The organism is Legionella drozanskii LLAP-1 (assembly GCF_001467585.1).
GTDB lineage: Bacteria > Pseudomonadota > Gammaproteobacteria > Legionellales > Legionellaceae > Tatlockia > Tatlockia drozanskii.
In genome coordinates this window covers 603,342-623,907 of sequence record NZ_LNXY01000027.1, presented here as the reverse complement: position 1 = coordinate 623,907, position 20,566 = coordinate 603,342, and the positions used below count along the sequence as shown (strand labels likewise).

Here is a 20,566-nt window from a genome sequence, read left to right as displayed (position 1 = left end):
CCTATCCTTGATGAATATCAATCACGCGGCTACCTTCTTTTAGCTTATGTTGACCACGAATAATGACGATATCTTCAGGTTTTAGTCCGCTACAAATTTCAGTCATTGAAGCATGATGAGCCCCTGTTTTGACGCGAACGGCGACCGCTTTTTTGCCTCGTAAGACAAAAATTTTCTGACCATTGATAGTTGGGATTAGACTTTCTTCAGGGACAAGCAGCCGTTTCTTTTTTTCTCCGAATTGATGACTTACCCGTACAAATAAACCGGTTGACAATAAACGCTCTACATTGTCGATTAGCGCTTCTACAGCGATAGTACGTGTTTCTTTATCGATAGCGGGAGCGACGTAATTGACGATACCGACATAGGTTTTATTAGGGAAAGCATCGGAACGTACGCTGACTTTTTGTCCAAGAAGAAGTTTAGGTAAATAACGTTCTGGCAAATTATATTCAACGCGCAATTTTTGATTAGCAACCAAGTGGACAAGCGGCTGGCCGATTTTTACATATTGACCGGCACTCACTTGTCTTGATCCCAAGGTGCCTGAAAAAGGAGCGCGTAGACTTAATTTCTCAAGTTGTGCTTGCTTCACTTTGACCGTATTTTCTTTTTCTTGTAAATCAGCCATCGTTTTATCCAAAGCTTGTTCGGAGGCAAGGCTTCGCTTCGCTAATTCTTTGGTTCGAATATAGTTGGTTTCACTCAAGGTGAGATTGGCCTTTGCACTCGCTAATTCACTTTTCAAGACGGTATCATCCAATTGAATGAGCAAGATTCCTTTTTTAACATAAGCGCCAGGTGTGAAATGAATGGCAGCAATTTGACCTGCAAGTTCGGAGCTAATATCGATGTTATCTGTACTCGCTAGGCTGCCGATCGTTTCAAATTTTTCAGCGAGAATTTTTTCAGTAACAGGCGCAGTTTCTACTGTAATTGGTTTTGATTCATTCGTATTTTTGCTGGGTATTTTATGATGACTGGCGAAGATATAACAGAGCGCCGTAAAAATGATGAGTGTCGAAAGCAAGACTTTAGATCGGTATTTCATGCAATAAGCACCCAAGAATAAAAGATCGAAAGATTATAGTTCACTTTGGATAAAGATTCAAAAGCTCTCCAATGATCGGATAACACGTTAACTCGCTATTATTTCATAAATAACTTTATGAAAATAGTCTATTCTAAATTGAAAGGTTGTTCCCAGAATAAGGAATCTGAAAGATGATAAGGAAATATCGATCAGCGGTCATTAGAGTTATTTTTCTATCTGGACTCTTGATGTCGCAAGCACAGGCTGCAGAGCCAAGCGAGACTCCTCCTACATCCGGACCTGACAGCTCGGCTTATAGTCCCGAGCCCAACATTCAAAAGCTTTTACAGGATGAATCTACCAATTTAAAAGCTGACTTTCCTTATCGCATCAATTTATTTAAACAAGGTCAGATTGATAAAAATAGTGCCGGGATAAGAATTGCAGAGACGGCCAAGCAGCTTCTTTCTAATAAAACAGGCTTACTTTTTTACTACGAAGTGGTCACGGATGCGATGCGTGTTCCACATTGGCATGCTAATGCTACAGAGATAGGTACAGTTCTCGAGGGTAAAATGAGAGTCACCATTTGGGAAGGTTCCGGAACCACAAAAATGTACACCGTGGAGAAAAATGGTACCTGGATTATTCCCAAAGCTAAGCTCCACTCGTTGGAAAATGTGGGCCAAGACAAGATGAAATTCCTGGTTGTTTACGATTCGCCAATTGCTGCAGATAGAGATTTTTTGACCGCTTGGGCTTCATTGCCTGATACGATACTAGCACGTGCCGTTGGTCTTTCAGAAAGCGATATTGCTAGTATTAAAAAAACAACAGTAAATAAATTAAGCGCTTTTGATCCGGCAGCGGCACCTGTAAAGGCTGAGGCCTACAGCCTGTTATCGAATAATTTTAAGACGACTAAACCGATTTACCAGTCAGAACTCGGTTCAATCACACGAATCGACCCGAAAATTAACGCTAATATGAAGGCCATGGCCTTGCAAAGAACGATTATGAAGCCCAAGGTCTTACGTATTCCTCATTGGTATACTTCGGGTGATGTGCTGTTATTTGTATTAAGAGGCGATGCCTTTTTCACTCTGATGAATGATGATGGAAAAGTGTTTCATACGCTCATCCATCGCGGTGATTTGATCTCAATTCCTATCGGAAATTTTCATAGTTTCTTAAATATTGGCAATGACGATTTAGAAGTTTATGAAGGTTTTAATCGCGTTGATGACATCAATGAAATCACTTTGATGAATGGAGTACAACATTTTAATATAGGTACAATCGTAGGTGCTACAGGATTAAGTAAGGATGTGATTCAAAAGATAAATCAGGATAAGCCTGAATCTTACATGGTGAAATTCTGAGAATTTGCGGGCTCCAGGTAGGTTGAACCTGGATCCCGCTTTCGCAGAAGGTCCATATCTTAGATCAACGATCTAAGCCTCATCTTTAGCTAACCAATCGGTCAGCACCTCAATGATTTTACGCGCCTGATCTTCACTGGAAATATTAAACTTTGATTTCATCCAATATTGATTGTTTCGCTTTTGATAGCGTCTAATTGAATATTTCACAGGCCCAAAATCATTTTTGCCGTTATCCCAATCTTGATAACGAAACATGATTGTCGTCCAAGCACCTTTGGATAAAACGTGCTTTCCTAATTCTTTGGTTTTTTCAGTAGTACCATCTTCGCTGTAAGCGATAGTTAAATCATCGATTGATTCACTCATGTTTGATTCCAAAATATAACTTAATCGATGGATTGTAGTTTGCCGTTAACAAATGTCAAGGTGACTGGTGATTGATAATCACCGGCTTGATAGATCCATACCTGTGGTTTTTGGTTAGACTGAATGGGTTCATTGATGTAGCTATTGTTGACTACAGAAGGGGTGCCACAAGAGCCATACACTTTAGAAACGGGGTCACCGACTTGAATACTAGTACCACCGCAAACGGAAAAGGCGTTTGTTCCTGAGCCATTTATGTTGACGGATTTAACTTTACCATCAACGACATTCACTTGCACTTGGGCACCGGTATTGGTTCCTGTTGGTATTTGCCATACGCCATAAAAAGCGGTTGGGGCGCCTGCATTGTTATACATCAGTTGTTGTACAGGTACTCTTTGCATGACGGGTTGACTTGATTGTTGTTGACTGATTGGTTGGCCACAAGCAGAGATAACTTGGTCTGGTGTCATGCCAATACTAATATAGCCGCGGTTTTGTGGGCAGTAATAGGATTGTACATCAGCCATTGCATTCAATGAGAAAGAAATAACTCCCAAAGCTACCACTAATCGGCTACTCATGAGTTCATCTCAAATAATCCCAACTTAATTTTAGTATAGCTCTCCCTTCATTTTTTGCTGATAAAGAGAAAGTTTTTCTCAAACTGATTAGCAAATTTTATCATCTTATAATAATTATTCACATTGATAATTTTTACTAATCAGAGAGGATTAAATAAGCCTTATCGGAAGTGAAGCACTCATAAATAAAGTAATTACTTTCAAGAGGATAAGGATAATAAAGGGGGAGAAATCAAAGCCAGAAATATCGGGTATTAAAGAGCGCCCGAATGCTAATAAAGGATCGGTAATCTTTTTCATCACGTCCACAACTGGATGATGCCAGCTTGGGTTGACCCAACTCATGATGACCCGTATTAAAATAATGTAAAAAAGAAGATTGCAGGGTTGTACAATAAGATCTGCAAAGACAAATAATAATAAATAGCTTAAAGGCATCATGACCTTATAAAGCAAGAAGCTGAGTAGCGTAAATTTAATAATTTCAGCGATCACGATGACTATAAAACAAGGCCAGTCATAGCGAGAGGGCTTGGTTTTCTTTGAAGTGAACAATCCTTCCAGGGGTTTAACCAGTGGATCTGTGAATGTTTTAACCATTTTATAAATTGAATGCAAGGGAGAAATTTTGCAAAAACGCAAAAACATCCGTGCCCATAACAACAGTAAAACTAAGCTAAATAAGAGTGATACTAAAAAATGACCAACAGCTATAAATCCTGACATGTTATCCTCACAATAAGTAATTAATGCTGCAACTATAGCAGAGTGGGTGAAGCACCGAGCTGTTTAGCGCGCTCATAAGCGGCTTCCATTGCTTTCAAGAGTAATTCAGAAAATCCCTGTTGCTGAAGTATATCGATTGCAGCTGCTGTTGTACCAGCAGGTGATGTAACCTTTTTTCGCAATTCGCTGATTCCAACCTTGGAGTTCGTTGCCAAACTTATAGCCCCCCCCATTGTTTGCAAAGCAAAGGTTTTTGCTATCTCTTCACTAAGACCTAATTTCTGTGCCGCGCTAATCATTGCTTCTAGAAAGAGAAAAACATAGGCTGGCCCACTGCCGGATAGGGCTGTAAAGGCATCAATATGCTTTTCCTCTGTTGTCCAAGAAATGATTCCAGAGCGTTGAAAAAGCTGTTCAGCATAGTGTTTTTGTTCTTGACTGACAAAGCGATTGGCAATCAGCGGAGTTGCCCCTTTAGCCACTGTAACTGCTATGTTGGGCATCGAGCGAATAATAGCTTGGTTGGGCCGACAATGTTGTTCTAACCAACTCAAACTGAGACCTGCTGCGACTGAGATGAGTAGACAAGGCTCAGGCAGTTCTGCCTTAATTTCAGCTAAAATCTCAGCCATTTTCGCTGGTTTAACGGCTAAGATAACGAGATCAGCCTCTTTAAGCCCCGTTAAATTATTCGAATTCGTGATAATTCCTTCCGGAGTTTTTCCTGTTTTCAACGAAGGAGAGGTCGCTCTAATCTGAGCGATTTCATCCTGGTTAGCTAAACTGTGAGCGATGGCTTTAGCCATATTTCCAAAACCAATAAAATGGATTTTCATTGCACTAACCTTAGAGTCTCTCGCCAAAAATGGCTCTACCAATACGAACTATTGTACTTCCTGCACGAATTGCCGCAACTAAATCGTCGGTCATGCCCATCGATAAACAATCCATCGATAAATTAAGTTCTTGATTCAATTGGTTAAATAACTTTGTCAAACGAATCAAACTCTCATATTGTTGTTGCTCATCGGACTGCAATTTAGGAATAGTCATTAAGCCCCGCAATTTTAAGCGGGGTAATTCAGTGATCAGCAAAGCTAATTGAGTGATTTTCTCAGGAGCAAGGCCTGATTTCGTGTCTTCTTTATCGAGGTTGACTTGAAGACAAATATTGAGCTCAGGTAAGTGCTCGGGTCGATGTTGCGAAAGAAGTCGGGCAATTTTTTCTCGGTCAACGCTATGTACCCAAGTAAACGCTTCAGCAATAGCTGGCGTTTTATTACTTTGAATGGGTCCTATAAAATGCCAGCATAGCGGTAGATTTTTTAAGGCGCGAATTTTTGTTTGGGCTTCTTGTAAATAATTTTCCCCGATGTTGTGAATGCCTGCTGTAAATGCTTCTTGGATGGCAGTCGCAGGTTGCCCTTTGCTGACTGCTAATAATTGAATTTCTTCAGGAGAACGTTGACAGGCTATTGCTGTAGTCGCAATAAGTTGGCGAATTTTTTCGATGCGTTCAGTAATTGTCATAATAAATGCCTGTAACAACTGTCTTAAGGATATCCTCTCCTAGCAAAGCGAATCTCCGAAATTTGACTATTGCTTTAGATCCTGAGTCAATCAGCGAAGGTTGGAGCTTGGTTCCACCTTCGCTTCCGGGCTCATGAACTTGTTGGGCAAAGGCTCAACCTACTCAAGCATTTTTTTGCAATTCAATGAGTTGCGCAATGCCGCCTTCGGCTAACAATAACATGCTATTTAATTGTTCCCGACTAAAACTCTTATCTTCAGCGGTACCTTGAACTTCAATAAAATGGCCCTCTTCGTTCATAACCACGTTCATATCCGTTTCAGCAAGCACATCCTCAGCATAATCTAGATCCAATACCGGTTGACCGCGATAAATACCAACTGAAACTGCTGCAACATAATTAAACACAGGCACTTTGCGTATTTTTTCCCTTGCAACCATCCAATTCAGGGCATCTTTCATTGCCACACATGCTCCTGTGATGGCGGCCGTACGTGTACCCCCATCCGCTTGAATAACATCACAATCGATGGTTAAAGTGACTTCACCTAAAACTTTTAAGTCAATGCAATTACGTAAGGAGCGGCCAATTAAACGTTGAATTTCCAGAGTGCGACCTCCTTGCTTTCCTTTGCTCGCTTCTCGTTCCGTGCGACTGTGGGTTGCACGAGGTAACATACCGTATTCAGCGGTAACCCAACCTTGATTTTTGCCTTTCAGAAAGCGTGGCACTCCATCGATGACAGAAACATTACACAGCACGCGAGTTTGACCGAATTCGATTAAAACGGAGCCTTCGGCATGAGCAGTAAAGTTTCGAGTGATTTTAATAGGACGTAGTTGATTAGGTTCACGGTTACTAGGGCGCATAATAATCCTCGGTGAAAATGACCAAGTATAAACCTTTCATATTCCCCATGCATAGACCCTTTTGCATTGTCAAAACCTTGCATTTGAACAAATTTAGTTTATAGTCGCGCCATCTTAGACTAGTTAGTATTATTATGACTCATAGCATGACGGCCTTTGCCAGAGTTCAAAAACAACTGGATACCGGTATTTTTTGTTGGGAAATCAGATCAGTGAACCATCGATATCTCGATGTGTCGTTTCGTTTGCCTGATGCTTTTCGATTTCTAGAGACTTCCTTGCGCGCGATGCTGCGTGATCGGTTAAGTCGTGGTAAATTAGAGTGTCAACTCAAATTTCAAGATATGACTAGTGATAATCAAGCAATGCATATTAATGAAAATTTGGTGAATGGGTTGATTGATGTAGGCAATAAACTATCCGCTGCAAAGCATTTAGCTAATGATCTGACATTGCACGCAATTCTTACCTGGCCCGGTGTTATCCAAGCCACTCAACCAGATATTGAAATTCTAGGTCAATATGGGGAACAATTATTTGGTGAAGCACTTAGTCAATTGATTGAGGTGAGAAAAACTGAAGGGCAAGCATTACAATCCCTGGTGCAAAACCGTTTACTAAGCTTAGGCAGCGAGGTTAAGAATGCGAAACTCTATGTTACTTCTAATGCTGAGCAAGCTCGAGATAAATTATTAACTCGCTTAAGATCGTTGCAATTAGAAGTGGATAGTACTCGTATTGAGCAAGAAATTGCTTTGCAACTTGCTCGATTAGACGTATGTGAAGAATTAGATCGCCTAGAAACACATATTGTCGAGGTGGCAAAAGTTTTAAAAAATTCTGAAGCCGCTGGACGGCGATTGGACTTTTTAATGCAAGAGCTAAATAGGGAAGCAAATACGTTAAGCTCCAAATCGGATTCGGTAGCTTTGACTCAGAGTGCTGTAGAGATGAAAGTGCTAATCGAACAAATGCGTGAACAAATTCAAAATATAGAGTGAAAAAGATGGGTGATTCTTATCCAGGTAATTTAATCATTGTTGCTGCTCCATCGGGTGGCGGCAAAACCAGTTTAGTTAAAAAATTAGTAAGTACCTTGCCTGATGTCGAGGTATCTATCTCCCACACGACGCGTAAGATGCGTCCTGGTGAAAAAGATGGGGTAGATTATTTTTTTATTAAGGAACAGCAATTTCTTGACCTGATCACGGCGAATGCATTTATTGAGCATGCCCAGGTGTTTAGCCATCATTATGGTACTTCGGTAGCGCAAATTAATGCACGTTTAATGGCTGGCATTGATGTGGTGTTAGATATTGATTGGCAGGGCGCTCAGCAGATTAGAAGCATTTTCCCTGATGCAATTTCAGTATTTATACTTCCACCTTCTCTGAATATTTTGCAGCAACGTCTGCTCGATAGACGGCAAGATAATGAAGAAGTCATTGGAAATCGCATGAAACGTGCGCAAGACGAATTAAGTCATTTTTCTGAATTTGATTATCTGATAGTCAATGATAATTTCGAAAAAGCGTCTTTAGAATTGCAGGCCATCGTCATCGCTAACCGCCTGCGTATGAAACGTCAATTGATCGAGCAAGGAAAATTACTTTCTTTCCTGCTTGCATCGCAGTAAAATAGAATGTTTTAGCCAGTTTTTGCTAGGAATTAATTCTTAGCGACGGGCTATTACAGTAACAATAAGCAACTCACCTCGAGTTAGTTCTTTATTTTGGAGATTAATAATGGCGCGTGTAACCGTAGAAGATTGTTTAGAACATGTAGAAAACCGTTTTGAATTAGTTATGGTGGCTACTCAGCGCGCGCGTGACATAGCGGTGCGTGGAGAACAACCCTTAGTGGAGTGGGAGAATGACAAACCTACTGTAGTCGCTCTCCGAGAGATAGCTTTAGGCTTAATTACTGCAAAGACCTACAATAAGGATTAAGACCCTCTCTCCCAATTTACTATATTACTATAAAAGGCTTATAAGCATTGGGTTCGGGTTAAACGCTTGAAAAACACTGTTTTTGCATATATTTAGTTTTTATTGGAATATAATCTTCTGTTGATTGGGGGCTTTAGCCTAGGTGAAGTGAGTGGTAGTGGAATGTGGGGAGTGCGGCGTGAGCTACTTTAAGGAGCTAGACGAAGAGCTTAAATGCTACCTTGAGCAACCGCTTATTGAAAAATGTTACCAAGCCTATTTGGTCGCTGAAAAAGCACATCACGGTCAGATGCGTCGCTCAGGTGAGCCCTATATTACTCATCCAGTGGCGGCAGCGCTCATTCTTGCGCGTATGCGCCTTGATTATCAAACCATCATGGCAACCTTACTCCATGATGTGGTTGAAGATACTTCAATTAGTAAAGAAGATTTAACCCAGCAATTTGGTGAAGATGTTACTGCCTTGGTGGATGGGGTAACTAAGTTAACCAAAATCAAATTTGAATCGCGTGCCGAAGCGCAAGCAGAGAATTTTCGCAAGATGGTGTTAGCGATGGTGAAAGATATTCGTGTCATCATCGTAAAACTGGCTGATCGCTTTCATAATATGCATACCCTTGGCGCGATGCCCGCCGTGAAGCGAAGACGCATAGCGATTGAAACGCTGGAAATCTATGCGCCCATCGCGAACCGCTTAGGTATGCATGCCATTTATACTGGCCTTGAGGATCTTGGATTTCAAGCACTCTACCCCATGCGTTATCGTGCGATTAAATCGGCGGTTGAAAAATCGCGGGGCAATCGTCGAGAATTAACGCAAAAAATCGAACAAGATTTGCAAGAAGCTTTGCATGAGCTCAACATTCCTTATGAACATGTTTTTGGTCGACAGAAACATTTATACAGTATTTACCGAAAAATGCGCCAAAAAAAAGCGTCGTTCACTGAGATCACCGACGTATTTGCTTTTCGCGTGATTACTGAAGATATTGATTCTTGTTACCGCGTTATGGGTGCCTTGCATCGGACTTATAAGCCTGTGCCGCAGCGTTTTAAAGATTATATTGGAATCCCAAAAGCAAACGGTTACCAATCGTTACATACCACTTTATTTGGTCCTTTTGGCGTTCCCTTGGAAGTACAAATTAGGACACGTGATATGGATAAAGTGGCTGAAAATGGAGTTGCCGCTCATTGGATTTACAAATCCTCGGGCCTTGAAGTCAATGAAGCACAATTGCGTGCTCGCGAATGGGTACAGCGCTTACTCGAAATGCAGCGAAGTACCGGAAGTTCATTAGAGTTTATCGAAAATGTGAAGATCGACCTGTTCCCCGACGAAGTTTATGTGTTTACTCCCAAAGGCCACATCATGGAGCTACCGAAGGGCGCCACGCCTGTGGATTTTGCTTATACCGTCCATTCGGGGGTAGGAAATAGTTGTGTGGCTGCTAAGGTGAATCGTCGATTAGTCCCCTTAAGTATTCCCCTGACTAATGGGCAAACAGTAGAAATCATCACCGCTCCTAGCGCTCATCCTAATCCCGCCTGGTTGAATTTTGTGGTAACTGGTAAAGCTCGCTCAAACATTCGTCATTTCCTCAAAAGCCAGCAGCATGCCGAATCGATTGTTTTGGGTAAGCGCTTATTGGAGCAATCTCTCACCGAATTAACGAGCGACTATGCGAAAGTACCGCCCGAAACCTTGCAGGCCTTGCTTCATGATTTAAGTTATAAATCGGCGGATGAATTGCTTTATGCGATTGGAATAGGTAATCAGATGCCCATGGTGATTGCTAAACGCTTGGTGAGCACCCAAGATATTACTGAGTTTGATAAAACAACAAAAAGTCGTCCTTTAGCGATTAAAGGAACTGAAGGAATGGTGGTGCATTTTGCCGATTGCTGTCAACCTATTCCTGGTGATAATATTGTAGGTCGCTTTCAACAAGGACGTGGCATTATTGTGCATGCCAGTGATTGTCCCAATATAAATCAAGGACGCAGTCATCCTGACCAATTGATTTCTTTGCGCTGGGATGAGCAAGTTGAGGGTGAATATTGGGTTGATATCACCGTTGAGGTGGCGAATCAACGCGGTGTGCTTGCTGCATTGGCTACCGCTATTTCTGAAGCAGAATCCAATATTGGTAATATCAATGTTGATCCAAGAGATGGACGTCATAATGCAGTGACTTTTTCCATCAGTGTACGCGACAGATCCCACTTGGCGCGGGTGATGCGTCGTTTGCGTGCCAATAAAGTAGTAATGCGCCTCTATCGTAAAAAGCAGGGAGATTAATCGATGCAACCTATTCATACTGATTTGGCACCGGCAGCAATTGGCACTTATAGCCAAGCAATTCGCTGTGATAATACTGTGTATTTATCAGGACAAATTCCTTTAGATCCTAAAACCATGCAACTCTGTAGCGATGAAATTCGTATGCAGATTAATCAGGTATTTGATAATTTAGCTGCTGTTTGTGAAGCAGCCGGGGGAAGTTTGGCGGATTTAGTGAGAATCACCGTTTATCTTACCGATCTCAATCATTTTCCATTAATTAATGAGGCAATGACACGATATTTTACTGAGCCTTATCCAGCTCGGGCGGCAATAGGTGTATCTGCTCTGCCACGTGGTGCCCAAATTGAAATCGATGGAATTATGGTACTTGAAGCAGCAAACCGACTAACGCGTGAGTGACAAACAATACGCCCAAACCGGGCGTTTCATGTTCATTATTGCTTGGTTAATATTTTTTGTCCTATTGTTTGCCTTTTTTCGCTATTACAATCAGGGAGAAAAAGGCTCCTATCAAGTTGAGCATGGAACAGTGACTATTACCCCTGATGCTCAGGGACATTACCGTATTGATGGATACATCAATGAGTCTCCTGTTAAGTTTATAGTGGACACAGGAGCTAGTTTGGTGGCGATTCCGCAAAATATCGCAATGGAATTGAATTTGCGCGGTCGTTACCAGATTAATTTGCAAACCGCTGGTGGCGAAGTGACAGGTTCACTAACACGGTTACAACAACTGAGTTTTGCGGGGTTTACCCTCAATAATGTAAAAGCAGTGATTGTACCCAGTGGCGGGGATCTTGTTTTATTGGGTATGAATGTATTGTCCCAATTTAATCTGTCACAACAGGATAAACGTTTAGTTATCAAGAAATAAGAAGGTTGTATGAGTATAGTTTCCCTCCACAATATCACCTTAGACTTGGCTGGTAATCGCTTACTGGATCAGGTGGATTGGCAAATTCAGCCCCAGGACCGCATCGCACTAGTGGGTCGCAACGGCGCTGGAAAATCAACCTTACTGCGCTTGTTACAGGGCGAGTTAGTCCCGGATCAAGGGCAACTCAATCGAATCAATGGATTGCGAGTTGCAGGCTTAATGCAAGAAGTACCTTTGAATGCCAATGAAGAATCGGTCTATCATTTTTTAGTCAAAAGTTTAGGCGAAGTAGGAGAAGTCCTTACTCAATTTCATCGCCTATCCAAATCTAATGATTTAGAAGCGTTAGCTCAATGCCAACAGCAAATGGATAATTTACATGCCTGGGATTTACTACCACGGGTTGAAATGATGGCAAGTCGATTAGGGGTCGATGCCGATGCTGAAATGAGTCGCCTATCCGGTGGCATGAAGCGTCGAGCTCTGTTAGCAGCAGCTCTTATTGCCGCTCCGGATCTGTTGATACTTGATGAGCCGACTAACCACTTGGATGTGAATGCGATTGAATGGCTGGAATCTTATCTCAAATCTTACACCGGCAGTTTGTTGGTCGTGACGCACGACCGTGAGTTTTTAAATCAAGTGGCAAATCGAATTGTCGAGATTGACCGCGGGAAACTTTATTCCTACGACTGCAACTATGAAACCTATTTGGATCGACGAGAAGCGATGCGTTTAAGTGAGCAAAAGCATAACGATCTATTTGACAAGCGTCTTGCAGAAGAAGAGGTCTGGATAAGAACTGGGATTAAAGCACGCCGTACACGTAATGAAGGTCGAGTTCGTGCATTAAAAGCCTTGCGCGAACAGTATAAAGCCCGGCGCGAACAATTAGGCAAAGTACAGTCTTTAGAACTGGATGTCACTCGCTCCGGGGCGATTGTGATTGATGCTAAGCATCTCAACTATCGTATCGGCGATAAAACCTTATTGAGCAATTTTTCACTTTTACTGACCCGCGGTGATAAGGTCGGTATTATCGGTCCGAATGGCTGTGGCAAAACAACCTTAATCCGCTTATTACTTGCTGAGCTCAAACCTGATTCGGGCACGGTAAAGCAGGGGACTTCACTTGAAGTCGCTTATTTTGATCAATTACGTCGTCAGCTTGACGAGCAACAAACCGTAATGGCCAACGTGGGTGAGGGGGCGGATTATGTCACCATCAATGGTAAGCAAAAGCATGTGGCCACTTATTTGCGTGAATTTTTATTCCCCCCTGAGCGATTTAATCAAACCGTAGCGACGCTCTCTGGAGGCGAAAGAAATCGGTTATTACTGGCTAAATTATTTGCCAAGCCCGTTAATCTTTTGGTTATGGACGAACCGACGAATGATTTAGATATCGAAACCTTAGAATTACTTGAGAATATGCTCATGGACTATCCTGGCACTTTATTATTAATTAGCCACGATAGAGCATTTATTAACCAAGTTGTCAGTTCTGTCTTGGTTTATGAGGGAGAAGGGCGGTTTGACGAATACATTGGTGGCTATGATGACTATCGCGCTCAGAAAAAACAGCAGCGCGAGCAAGCTAGTTCGCCCAAACTTGCTAAAAGAACAAGCAGTTCAACTAAGTTAAGTTTCAATGAGCAACGTGAGTTAACGCAATTACCGCAGAAAATTGAAGTATTAGAAGAAAAAATTTCTGTTTTACAGCAAAAAATGGCTAAACCTGAGTTTTATCAACAAGACGCTCAAGCACTTAGTACTCACAACCAGCAGCTCGCAGAAGACGAAGAAGAGTTAGCAAAACTTTATGCGCGCTGGGAAGCTTTAGAAGAAAGAGGATAACCTTATGGACAATATGCTAACGATAGCATTAGTTGTGTTAGCGAGTTCGATTGTTGTGTTCTTTGCGAAAGAATTTAGTGATTTTTTCAAAAAAGTTTTTGCTATTCCTGGTATGACGCTGATTTTACCCTTACTCCTAGTCACGGCATTAATCGTTAATTTTGAGAATTGGGTATACCTAGGGCTTGCACACATTCAAACTTTTCTATTGTCACTCAGTACAAAATTAGCGAGCTGGATGCCTTTCCGGCTTGGCGCGAATTATGTGGCGAATATTTTGGTTTTAATGGGATTTTCCTTTCTTCCAGTGCTGGGATTGCAGTATTGGGTAAAAAGAAAAAGCTATCACAGTTTTCCGTATACGGGTTTAACTATTACGGTTCTATGGCTATTTTTTGCGGTGTTGCTTGCCATTGATCCGCACTATTATTAAACCGATAAAAACTGTTGATCATAATTGGCTAAGAACTCTTTTTTTAATTCTAAAAATTCCTCATCGCTTTGATTATTGACAGTGCTTGTTGGAGGCGCTTTAAATACATCAAAAATATAACGACTATAAGAATGCTTGCGATGACTTGAAACTTCAACGGCTGATTTCACTTCTTGCATTAATTGAGTGGGTGAAACCCCTCTATTGATTGATTGCAGGATATTTTCTGTGCGCTTAATACCATTTGTTCCATGATACCAATGAGTAAAACGGTTAAGGAGACGATGTCCTGGCGCTTCAGTTTCTCTCCAATTTAGATAATCCACTGTTGCTCTACTTACCATTTCAACTTGAAGAAGATTAACCACATCAAGCTGACGGTTTATAGTTGCTCTGGCTAATGCTTCTGCTTTTTGAGCATGACTAACGCCGCTTTTTAGAAGGAGAGCGACGATCTGGACGTGGCCTTCCTCTGCAGCGCTTATCAACGCGGTATTATTCTCATCATCAGTGGCGTTTACATTGGCCCCCTTTTCCAAGAGAAGCTCAACCAATTTTAAATGACCACCTTGAGCGGCGTGCATTAGTGCTGTCTTTTTTCCTCTAAAGGGAGTATTGATATCAGCCCCTTTTTCCAAAAGAAATTTGATTTCCTTAAGGTACTGGTCATAAATATTTACATAATCAAAATGGAGGCTAAAGAATTTATGTTCAGCCATTGCGTAGATTTTTCCAATATGAGCAATCAAGTGCCTTAGAGCGGCTTGCTTGCTATCATTGATAGCTTCAATCTTAGCACCGTGGTTATTCAGTATTTCAATAAGATCAAAATACCGATTAGCTTCCTCGCTAGTTTCCGATAAATCATCCCAATGCAAAATAGCAATTGTTAGGAGTGTTTCTAAAGTAGAAGAGATGGTATCGGAATTAAAATTAACACCAGCCAAAAGGGGCAGGACCATGCTTGGTCTTGTTAACGCTGTGTCTAATAGGAGTTCTTCAAAAATATTGGAGCCAATCGCATCCTCATGGGCAGTATTTTCCACAAAAAATCTAACCATCTCAGACTTCTTCCAGCTAACAGCCATAAATAAAGCCATAGTCCTTAGATCAATGTTAGTTTCTTCAAAAATGATTTTAATCATTTCCACTTGGTCAAGAATAACCGCAGCCATCAATGCAGTCTGATGGTCGTATGTGACATGATTGGCATTGGCACCTTTTTTCAGCAGAAGCCTAACAATCTCAACATGGCCATTGCTAACGGCTAGCATCAACGCCGTTTCCCCATTCTCCCCCCGTCCCATATTAACATCAGCCCCTTTTTTCAGAAGGAAATCGACCATGTCGTAATCACTCTTTTCAACTGCTATTATCAATGCCGTTTGAGGTGGATCCTCAATTTTAGCACCATGGTTAAGAAGCACTTCGATAATATCAAAATGGCCCTGACGAGTTGCAGATTTTAAGGCTCGATTCTTTTCTATAGTCCATGCTTTACTCCTGGCTGTAACGTTGTCTTCATCGATTTTTGCCAGAATTTCATTGACTAGTTCGAGATGACCATGCTGAGCTGCAATTACCAAAGCTGTTCTGTTCGCATTATCGCGACTATCTATAAGCAATTGGTCAGCTTTTCTAAATTCAGCCAATTGATTGCATATAGCTGCCCAATGATTCTGAGTGCGTCCCTTTGAATCGCAGGTCTTATCCTTCTCTTTCCATTTGTTATAACGAGTTACAACCACCCAATGATAAAAAGAGTCTAATATATTCTGACTTTTATTACGTATAGCCCAGTTGATAATACGATTAAGCCAACTCTCCAAGTAACCGGAAGATACCCAGAAATACGATGCGCTCCATAGAGAGGGGTTTTCTTCACGTCTAAACACCATTCGCCAAAAAGCAATTTCATGAGAAAGGGTATAAAATTTCGGAGAAACTAATTTTAAACTGTTCAGTATGTCGTGGGGGTGCAGATGAGAAATTACTTTAATCAAGAGTTCATCTGGAAGTGATAGAATTTTTGCTTCTTCATTAGTTTCTTCTTGTTCAGTTTTTTCGTACACAAATTAGCCTGGTTGTAAGGATAAATTCAAATGGTATTTTGAAAGGTCATAAAAGTCAAAAAAAACCATCAAACGATGGTTAATCACAGAATATACAATAAATATAACTAATGCGTCTGCATCTCTCCTAAATGGAAAGACTATTGATAACGACAGCGTTTAAACGAAGGGTAAACCTATTGTGGATCATCCGAGTAGGTATAATGGGTCGCATCATATGCGCACCAGGGAATAGAGCTCATAAAACGATTAAACCGATAAAAACTGTTGATCAAAATTGGCTAGGAAATCCTGTTTTAATTCTAAAAATTCCTCATCGGTTTGGTTATTAACAGTGCTTATTGGCGGTGCTTGAAACGCATCAAAAATATAACGACTATAAGAATGCTTGCGATGACTTGAATCTTCAACGGCTGATTTCACTTCTTGCATTAATTGAGTGGGTGAAACCCCGCTATTGATTGAATGCAGGATATTTTCTGTGCGCTTAATACCATTTGTTCCGTGATACCAATGATTGAAACGGTTAAGGAGACGATGTCCAGGCGCTTCAGTTGCTCTCCAATCTAGATAACCCACTGTTGCGCCTTTTACCATTTCAATTCGAAGGAGATTAACCACCTCAAGCTGACCTTTCGTAGTTGCTCTGGCTAATGCTTCTGCTTTTTGAGCTTGACTAACTCCGCTTTTTAGGAGGAGAGCGACAATCTGGAGGTGGCCTTCCTCTGCAGCGCTTATCAACGCGCTATTATTCTCATCATCAGTGGCGTTGACATTGGCCCCCTTTTCCAAAAGAAGCTCAACCAATCTTACATGACCTCTTTGAGCGGCGTGCATCAATGCTGTCTTTTTTCCTCTGAAGGGAGTATTGATATCGGTCCCTTTTTCCAAAAGAAATTTGATTTTCTTCAGGTACTGAGCATAAGTAAATTCGTAGTTAAAATGGAGGTGAAAGTGGTTATTCTGTTCTGAAATTGATGTGATTTTTACACTATGAGCAATCAAGTGCCTTAGAGCGGCTTCCTTGCTATCATTGATATCTTCAATCTTGGCGTCGTGATTATGCAGAATTTCAATAAGCTCAAAAAGCTGATTAGTTTTCTCGCTAGTTTCCGAAAAATCATTCACCTGCAAAACCGTGATTGTCAGGAGTGTTTGCAGAGTAGAGCGGATTGTATCGGAATTAAAATTAACACCAGTACAAAGGGCCTGAACCATGCTTGGTTTTGCAAACTCTGTGCCTAATAGGAGGGCCTCAAAACTATCGGAACCAATCGCATCCTTATGGGTAGTATTTTCCGCAAAGAATCTAACGATATCAGGTTTCTCTTGTTGAATTGCATGTAACAAAGCCCTGTACTTCAAATGACTATCGTTTGTTTCTTCAAAAATGACTTTAATCATTTCCAATTGGCCACGGAAAACTGCGGTGTCCAATACAAACCTGGCTTTGGCACCTTTTTTCAGCAGAAGCCTAACAATCTCAAGATGATCATTAATAACGGCTAGCAGCAACGCTGTCCCTTTCATCGCATGGACATTAACATCAGCCCCTTTTTTCAAAAGGAATTCGACCATGTCATAATGACCGTTTGCAACTGCTGCCATCAGTACCGTTTGATGTGAATCCTCAATAGAATTAAGGTTAGCACCATGGTTAAGAAGAACTTCGATAATGTCAAAATGGCCCCAATCACTAGCAAATCTCAAGGCCAAATTCTTTTCTTTAATCCCTGCTGCGCGAGTGGCTGGGTCGTTGTCATCATCAATTTTTGCCAGGATTTCTGTGACTAGGTCGAGATGACCAAACTTAGCTGCAATCACCAAAGCTGTTCTTCCACGAGCATCTTTGATACCTAGCGGCAACCTCTCAACGTTTTGGAATTCAGCCAATTGATTGCATATGGCTGCCCAATGGTTCTGGGTATGTCCCTCTGCATCGGTAGTCTCTATTAACAAGTGTTTCTTCTGATTCTCCTCTTTCCATGCTTTATAACGAGTAACAATCACCCGTTGGTAAAAAGAGTCTAATAGGCTCTGACTTTTATTACGTATAGCCCAGTTGATAAGACTTCGAAGCCAAAACGTCAAGGTTTTTGGAAAGTATTTTGTAAGGAAATAAGTGGAAGCATTCTGCGTGAACTCCCTTCGCCAATAGGCAATATCATAACTAAGCCAATAAAATTTCCGAGAAACTAATTTTATAGTGTTTAGTATTTCTGTGGGGTGTATATAGGAAATAATTCTAGCTAATACTTCATCTGGAAGTGTTAGAATTCTTGCCTCTTCATTATTGTCTTCTTTTTCGGTTTTTTCGTACATTAGGTTCTATGGTATCCAGCAGGGGTTTTATTGTATTTTTATTATTCACAAAAATCAAATTAAAAACACCAAAGCGCAATGAACTCTAGCTGCTCTCAGTATCTATTCCTTGCAGGCTAACTTTAAACCGATAAAAACTGTTGATCAAAATTGGCTAAGAACTCATTTTTTAATTCTAAAAATTCCTCATCGCTTTGATGATTAACAGTGCTTGTTGGAGGCGCTTTAAATACATCAAAAATATAACGACTATAAGAATGCTTGCGATGACTTGAATCTTCAACGGCTGATTTCACTTTTTTCATTAATTGGGTAGGTGAAAGCCCTACGTCTATTGAGTGCAAAATATTTTCTGTGCGCTTAATACCACTTGTTCCGTGATACCAATGATTGAAACGGTTAAGGAGACGATGTCCAGGCGCTTCAGTTGCTCTCCATTGTAGATAGTCCACTGTTGCTCTACTCACCATTTCAACTCGAAGAAGATTAACGACCTCAAGCTGACCTTTCATAGTTGCTCTGGCTAATGCTTCTGCTTTTTGAGCATGACTAACGCCGCTTTTTAGAAGGAGAGCGACGATCTGGACGTGGCCTTCCTCAGCAGCACATATCAATGCTGTATTATTCTCATCATCGGTGGCGTTGACATTGGCCCCCTTTTTCAATAGAAACTCAACCGCTTTCAAATGACCTGTTTGAGCGGCGTGCATTAGTGCTGTCTTCTTTCCTCTGGAGGGAGTATTGACATCGGCACCGTAGTCCAGGAGAAGTGAAATGAGTGTCAGCCTTCCTTTCCTGGCGACTAGGCTTAATGCGGTTTCACCGCATTCATCAATGGTATTAGCATCGGTACCTTTTTCCAAAAGAAATGCAATTGCTGTATAGTAGTGACCAAATAAAAGGGGTAACTCGTCGTCCTTAAATTCAGAATTTTGTTCATCCATTGCTTGAAGACTTGCATGATTAGAAATCAAGTAAATTAGTGCGGCTTTTTTGCTATCATCGATATCTTGAATCTGTGCACCGCGGTTACTAAGAATTTCAATTATCTCAAAATATTTAAGATTAACATCGGCGCGAGTTGCCGAAAGATCATTGGCACGCAAAACGGCGATTGTTAGGAGTATATCCAAACTAGAACGGATTGCATCGGAATTAATACTAGTCAAAATAGCTTTTAGCATGGTCGAATTTCCACGCAAAGTTGCGCCTAATAAGAGTGCTTCAAAAATATCGGGATTAGTCGCATAGGAATTATTTTTCGCAAAGAATCTAACGATATCAAGTCTCTCTCGTAGAGCTGCCTCTTTAAAAGCCATGCGCTTAACATAACTATCGTTAGTTTCTTCAAAAAGGAGTTTAACCAGCTCTATTCGGTTAGTTATAATCGCGAAGTACAAGGCAGAATAATCGTATGATGTAATATAATTGGCATTGGCACCATTTTTCAGCAGAAGCCGAACGATCTCAAGATAACCACGGTCAACGGCGATCATCAATGCTGATAGCCCATCCCTCGGGGCCGCATTAACATCGGCACCTTTTTTCAGAAGGAAGTCGACCGTGTCATAATGACGACGTTGAACTGCTGCCATCAATGCCGTTCCCCTTGCGCATTCAATAGCATCGAGTTCAGCACCATGGTTAAGAAGCACTTCGATAATGTCACAATGGCCTCCAGCACCTGCACAGCTCAAGGCTAAATTCTTTCCCTTTGTCTTTGCTGCGCTACTGACTGGATCGTTATCATCATCGATTTTTGCCAGAATTTCTTTGACTAGGTCAAGATGACCATGCTTAGCCGCACTCACCAAAGCTGTTATTTTTTCTTCTTCTGTTTGCAACCTATCCAATTTTTTAAATTCAGCCAATTGATTGCATATGGCTGCCCAATCGTTTTGGGTACGTCCCTCTGCATCGGTAGTCTCTATTAACAAGTGTTTCTTCTGATTCTCCTCTTTCCATGCTTTATAACGAGTAATAATCACCCGTTGGTAAAACGAGTCTAATAGGCTCTGACTTTTATTACGTATAGCCCATTTGATAATACTTTCAAGCCAAAACTCCAAGAAACCGGATTGTGTTTTTGGATAGGATATTGTCCGTTCGAAATAAGTGGAAGCATTCTGCGTGAACTCCCTTCGCCAATACGCAATATCATAACTAAGCCAATAAAATTTCCGAGAAACTAATTTTATAGCGTTTAGTATTTCTGTGGGGTGTATATAGGAAATAATTCTAGCTAAC

The 20,566-nt window shown here is 41.2% G+C and carries 19 protein-coding genes; 9 read left to right on the top strand and 10 right to left on the bottom strand.

Features of this window, described 5'->3' with window-relative positions; genetic code table 11:
- Position 1: 1 nt before the first annotated feature.
- Positions 2-1,054, bottom strand: coding sequence for an efflux RND transporter periplasmic adaptor subunit (locus Ldro_RS11965; RefSeq protein WP_058496635.1), 1,053 nt, complete (start codon positions 1,052-1,054; stop codon positions 2-4).
- A 173-nt stretch (positions 1,055-1,227) separates the two neighbouring features.
- Between Ldro_RS11965 and Ldro_RS11960 the strand changes: the two genes are divergently transcribed.
- Complete coding sequence (locus tag Ldro_RS11960; protein WP_083497957.1) at positions 1,228-2,418, top strand: cupin domain-containing protein; 1,191 nt, start codon at positions 1,228-1,230, stop codon at positions 2,416-2,418.
- A gap of 72 nt (positions 2,419-2,490) precedes the next feature.
- On the opposite strand, the gene Ldro_RS11955 is transcribed toward Ldro_RS11960, so the two are convergent.
- From Ldro_RS11955 to rph, 6 genes are all read right to left on the bottom strand, one after another.
- Entirely contained in the window at positions 2,491-2,787 is a 297-nt protein-coding gene (locus Ldro_RS11955; RefSeq protein ID WP_058496633.1) for a hypothetical protein, read from the bottom strand.
- A 20-nt stretch (positions 2,788-2,807) separates the two neighbouring features.
- A complete protein-coding gene (locus Ldro_RS11950) occupies positions 2,808-3,371 on the bottom strand; it encodes a DUF2845 domain-containing protein (protein WP_058496632.1) in 564 nt (187 codons plus the stop codon).
- A gap of 150 nt (positions 3,372-3,521) precedes the next feature.
- Complete coding sequence (locus Ldro_RS11945; protein WP_058496631.1) at positions 3,522-4,097, bottom strand: YggT family protein; 576 nt, start codon at positions 4,095-4,097, stop codon at positions 3,522-3,524.
- A gap of 32 nt (positions 4,098-4,129) precedes the next feature.
- Positions 4,130-4,933 (bottom strand): pyrroline-5-carboxylate reductase, encoded by an 804-nt coding sequence (gene proC / locus Ldro_RS11940; RefSeq protein ID WP_058496630.1) that lies wholly within the window; start codon positions 4,931-4,933, stop codon positions 4,130-4,132.
- Between the two features lie 10 nt (positions 4,934-4,943).
- Positions 4,944-5,627, bottom strand: coding sequence for a YggS family pyridoxal phosphate-dependent enzyme (locus Ldro_RS11935; RefSeq protein WP_058496629.1), 684 nt, complete (start codon positions 5,625-5,627; stop codon positions 4,944-4,946).
- Between the two features lie 163 nt (positions 5,628-5,790).
- Positions 5,791-6,498 carry a ribonuclease PH gene (rph, locus tag Ldro_RS11930; RefSeq protein WP_058496628.1) on the bottom strand — a complete coding sequence of 236 codons (708 nt, stop codon included), beginning with the start codon at positions 6,496-6,498 and terminating at the stop codon, positions 5,791-5,793.
- A gap of 134 nt (positions 6,499-6,632) precedes the next feature.
- Here rph and Ldro_RS11925 point away from each other — a divergent pair, with 134 nt between their 5' ends.
- The 8 genes from Ldro_RS11925 to Ldro_RS11890 all read left to right on the top strand — a co-directional run bounded on the left by Ldro_RS11925 (position 6,633) and on the right by Ldro_RS11890 (position 13,925).
- Positions 6,633-7,499: a YicC/YloC family endoribonuclease gene (locus tag Ldro_RS11925; protein ID WP_058496627.1), complete on the top strand. Its 867-nt coding sequence runs from the start codon at positions 6,633-6,635 to the stop codon at positions 7,497-7,499.
- 5 nt (positions 7,500-7,504) lie between these two features.
- Positions 7,505-8,134 carry a guanylate kinase gene (gene gmk, locus Ldro_RS11920; protein ID WP_058496626.1) on the top strand — a complete coding sequence of 210 codons (630 nt, stop codon included), beginning with the start codon at positions 7,505-7,507 and terminating at the stop codon, positions 8,132-8,134.
- A 109-nt stretch (positions 8,135-8,243) separates the two neighbouring features.
- The gene (rpoZ, locus tag Ldro_RS11915; protein ID WP_058496625.1) at positions 8,244-8,447 is read left to right on the top strand and encodes a DNA-directed RNA polymerase subunit omega; all 204 of its coding nucleotides are present in this window, start codon (positions 8,244-8,246) and stop codon (positions 8,445-8,447) included.
- 178 nt (positions 8,448-8,625) lie between these two features.
- On the top strand, positions 8,626-10,749 hold the full coding sequence (gene spoT / locus Ldro_RS11910; protein ID WP_058496624.1) for a bifunctional GTP diphosphokinase/guanosine-3',5'-bis pyrophosphate 3'-pyrophosphohydrolase: 2,124 nt from the start codon (positions 8,626-8,628) through the stop codon (positions 10,747-10,749).
- A gap of 3 nt (positions 10,750-10,752) precedes the next feature.
- Positions 10,753-11,154 (top strand): RidA family protein, encoded by a 402-nt coding sequence (locus Ldro_RS11905; RefSeq protein ID WP_058496623.1) that lies wholly within the window; start codon positions 10,753-10,755, stop codon positions 11,152-11,154.
- A complete protein-coding gene (locus Ldro_RS11900; RefSeq protein WP_058496622.1) occupies positions 11,147-11,632 on the top strand; it encodes a retropepsin-like aspartic protease family protein in 486 nt (161 codons plus the stop codon). The genes Ldro_RS11905 and Ldro_RS11900 overlap by 8 nt, the downstream gene beginning before the upstream one ends.
- Before the next feature lie 9 nt (positions 11,633-11,641).
- Positions 11,642-13,492, top strand: coding sequence for an ATP-binding cassette domain-containing protein (locus tag Ldro_RS11895; RefSeq protein WP_058496621.1), 1,851 nt, complete (start codon positions 11,642-11,644; stop codon positions 13,490-13,492).
- A gap of 4 nt (positions 13,493-13,496) precedes the next feature.
- Complete coding sequence (locus Ldro_RS11890) at positions 13,497-13,925, top strand: hypothetical protein (RefSeq protein WP_058496620.1); 429 nt, start codon at positions 13,497-13,499, stop codon at positions 13,923-13,925.
- Here the strand turns inward: Ldro_RS11890 and Ldro_RS11885 are convergent.
- The 3 genes from Ldro_RS11885 to Ldro_RS11875 all read right to left on the bottom strand — a co-directional run.
- Positions 13,922-15,997 (bottom strand): ankyrin repeat domain-containing protein, encoded by a 2,076-nt coding sequence (locus Ldro_RS11885; protein WP_058496619.1) that lies wholly within the window; start codon positions 15,995-15,997, stop codon positions 13,922-13,924. The genes Ldro_RS11890 and Ldro_RS11885 overlap by 4 nt on opposite strands.
- A gap of 249 nt (positions 15,998-16,246) precedes the next feature.
- Positions 16,247-18,319 carry an ankyrin repeat domain-containing protein gene (locus Ldro_RS11880; RefSeq protein ID WP_058496618.1) on the bottom strand — a complete coding sequence of 691 codons (2,073 nt, stop codon included), beginning with the start codon at positions 18,317-18,319 and terminating at the stop codon, positions 16,247-16,249.
- 122 nt (positions 18,320-18,441) lie between these two features.
- Positions 18,442-20,566, bottom strand: a 2,125-nt coding sequence (locus Ldro_RS11875) for an ankyrin repeat domain-containing protein (protein ID WP_193786647.1), incomplete at its 5' end; no start/stop codon positions are given.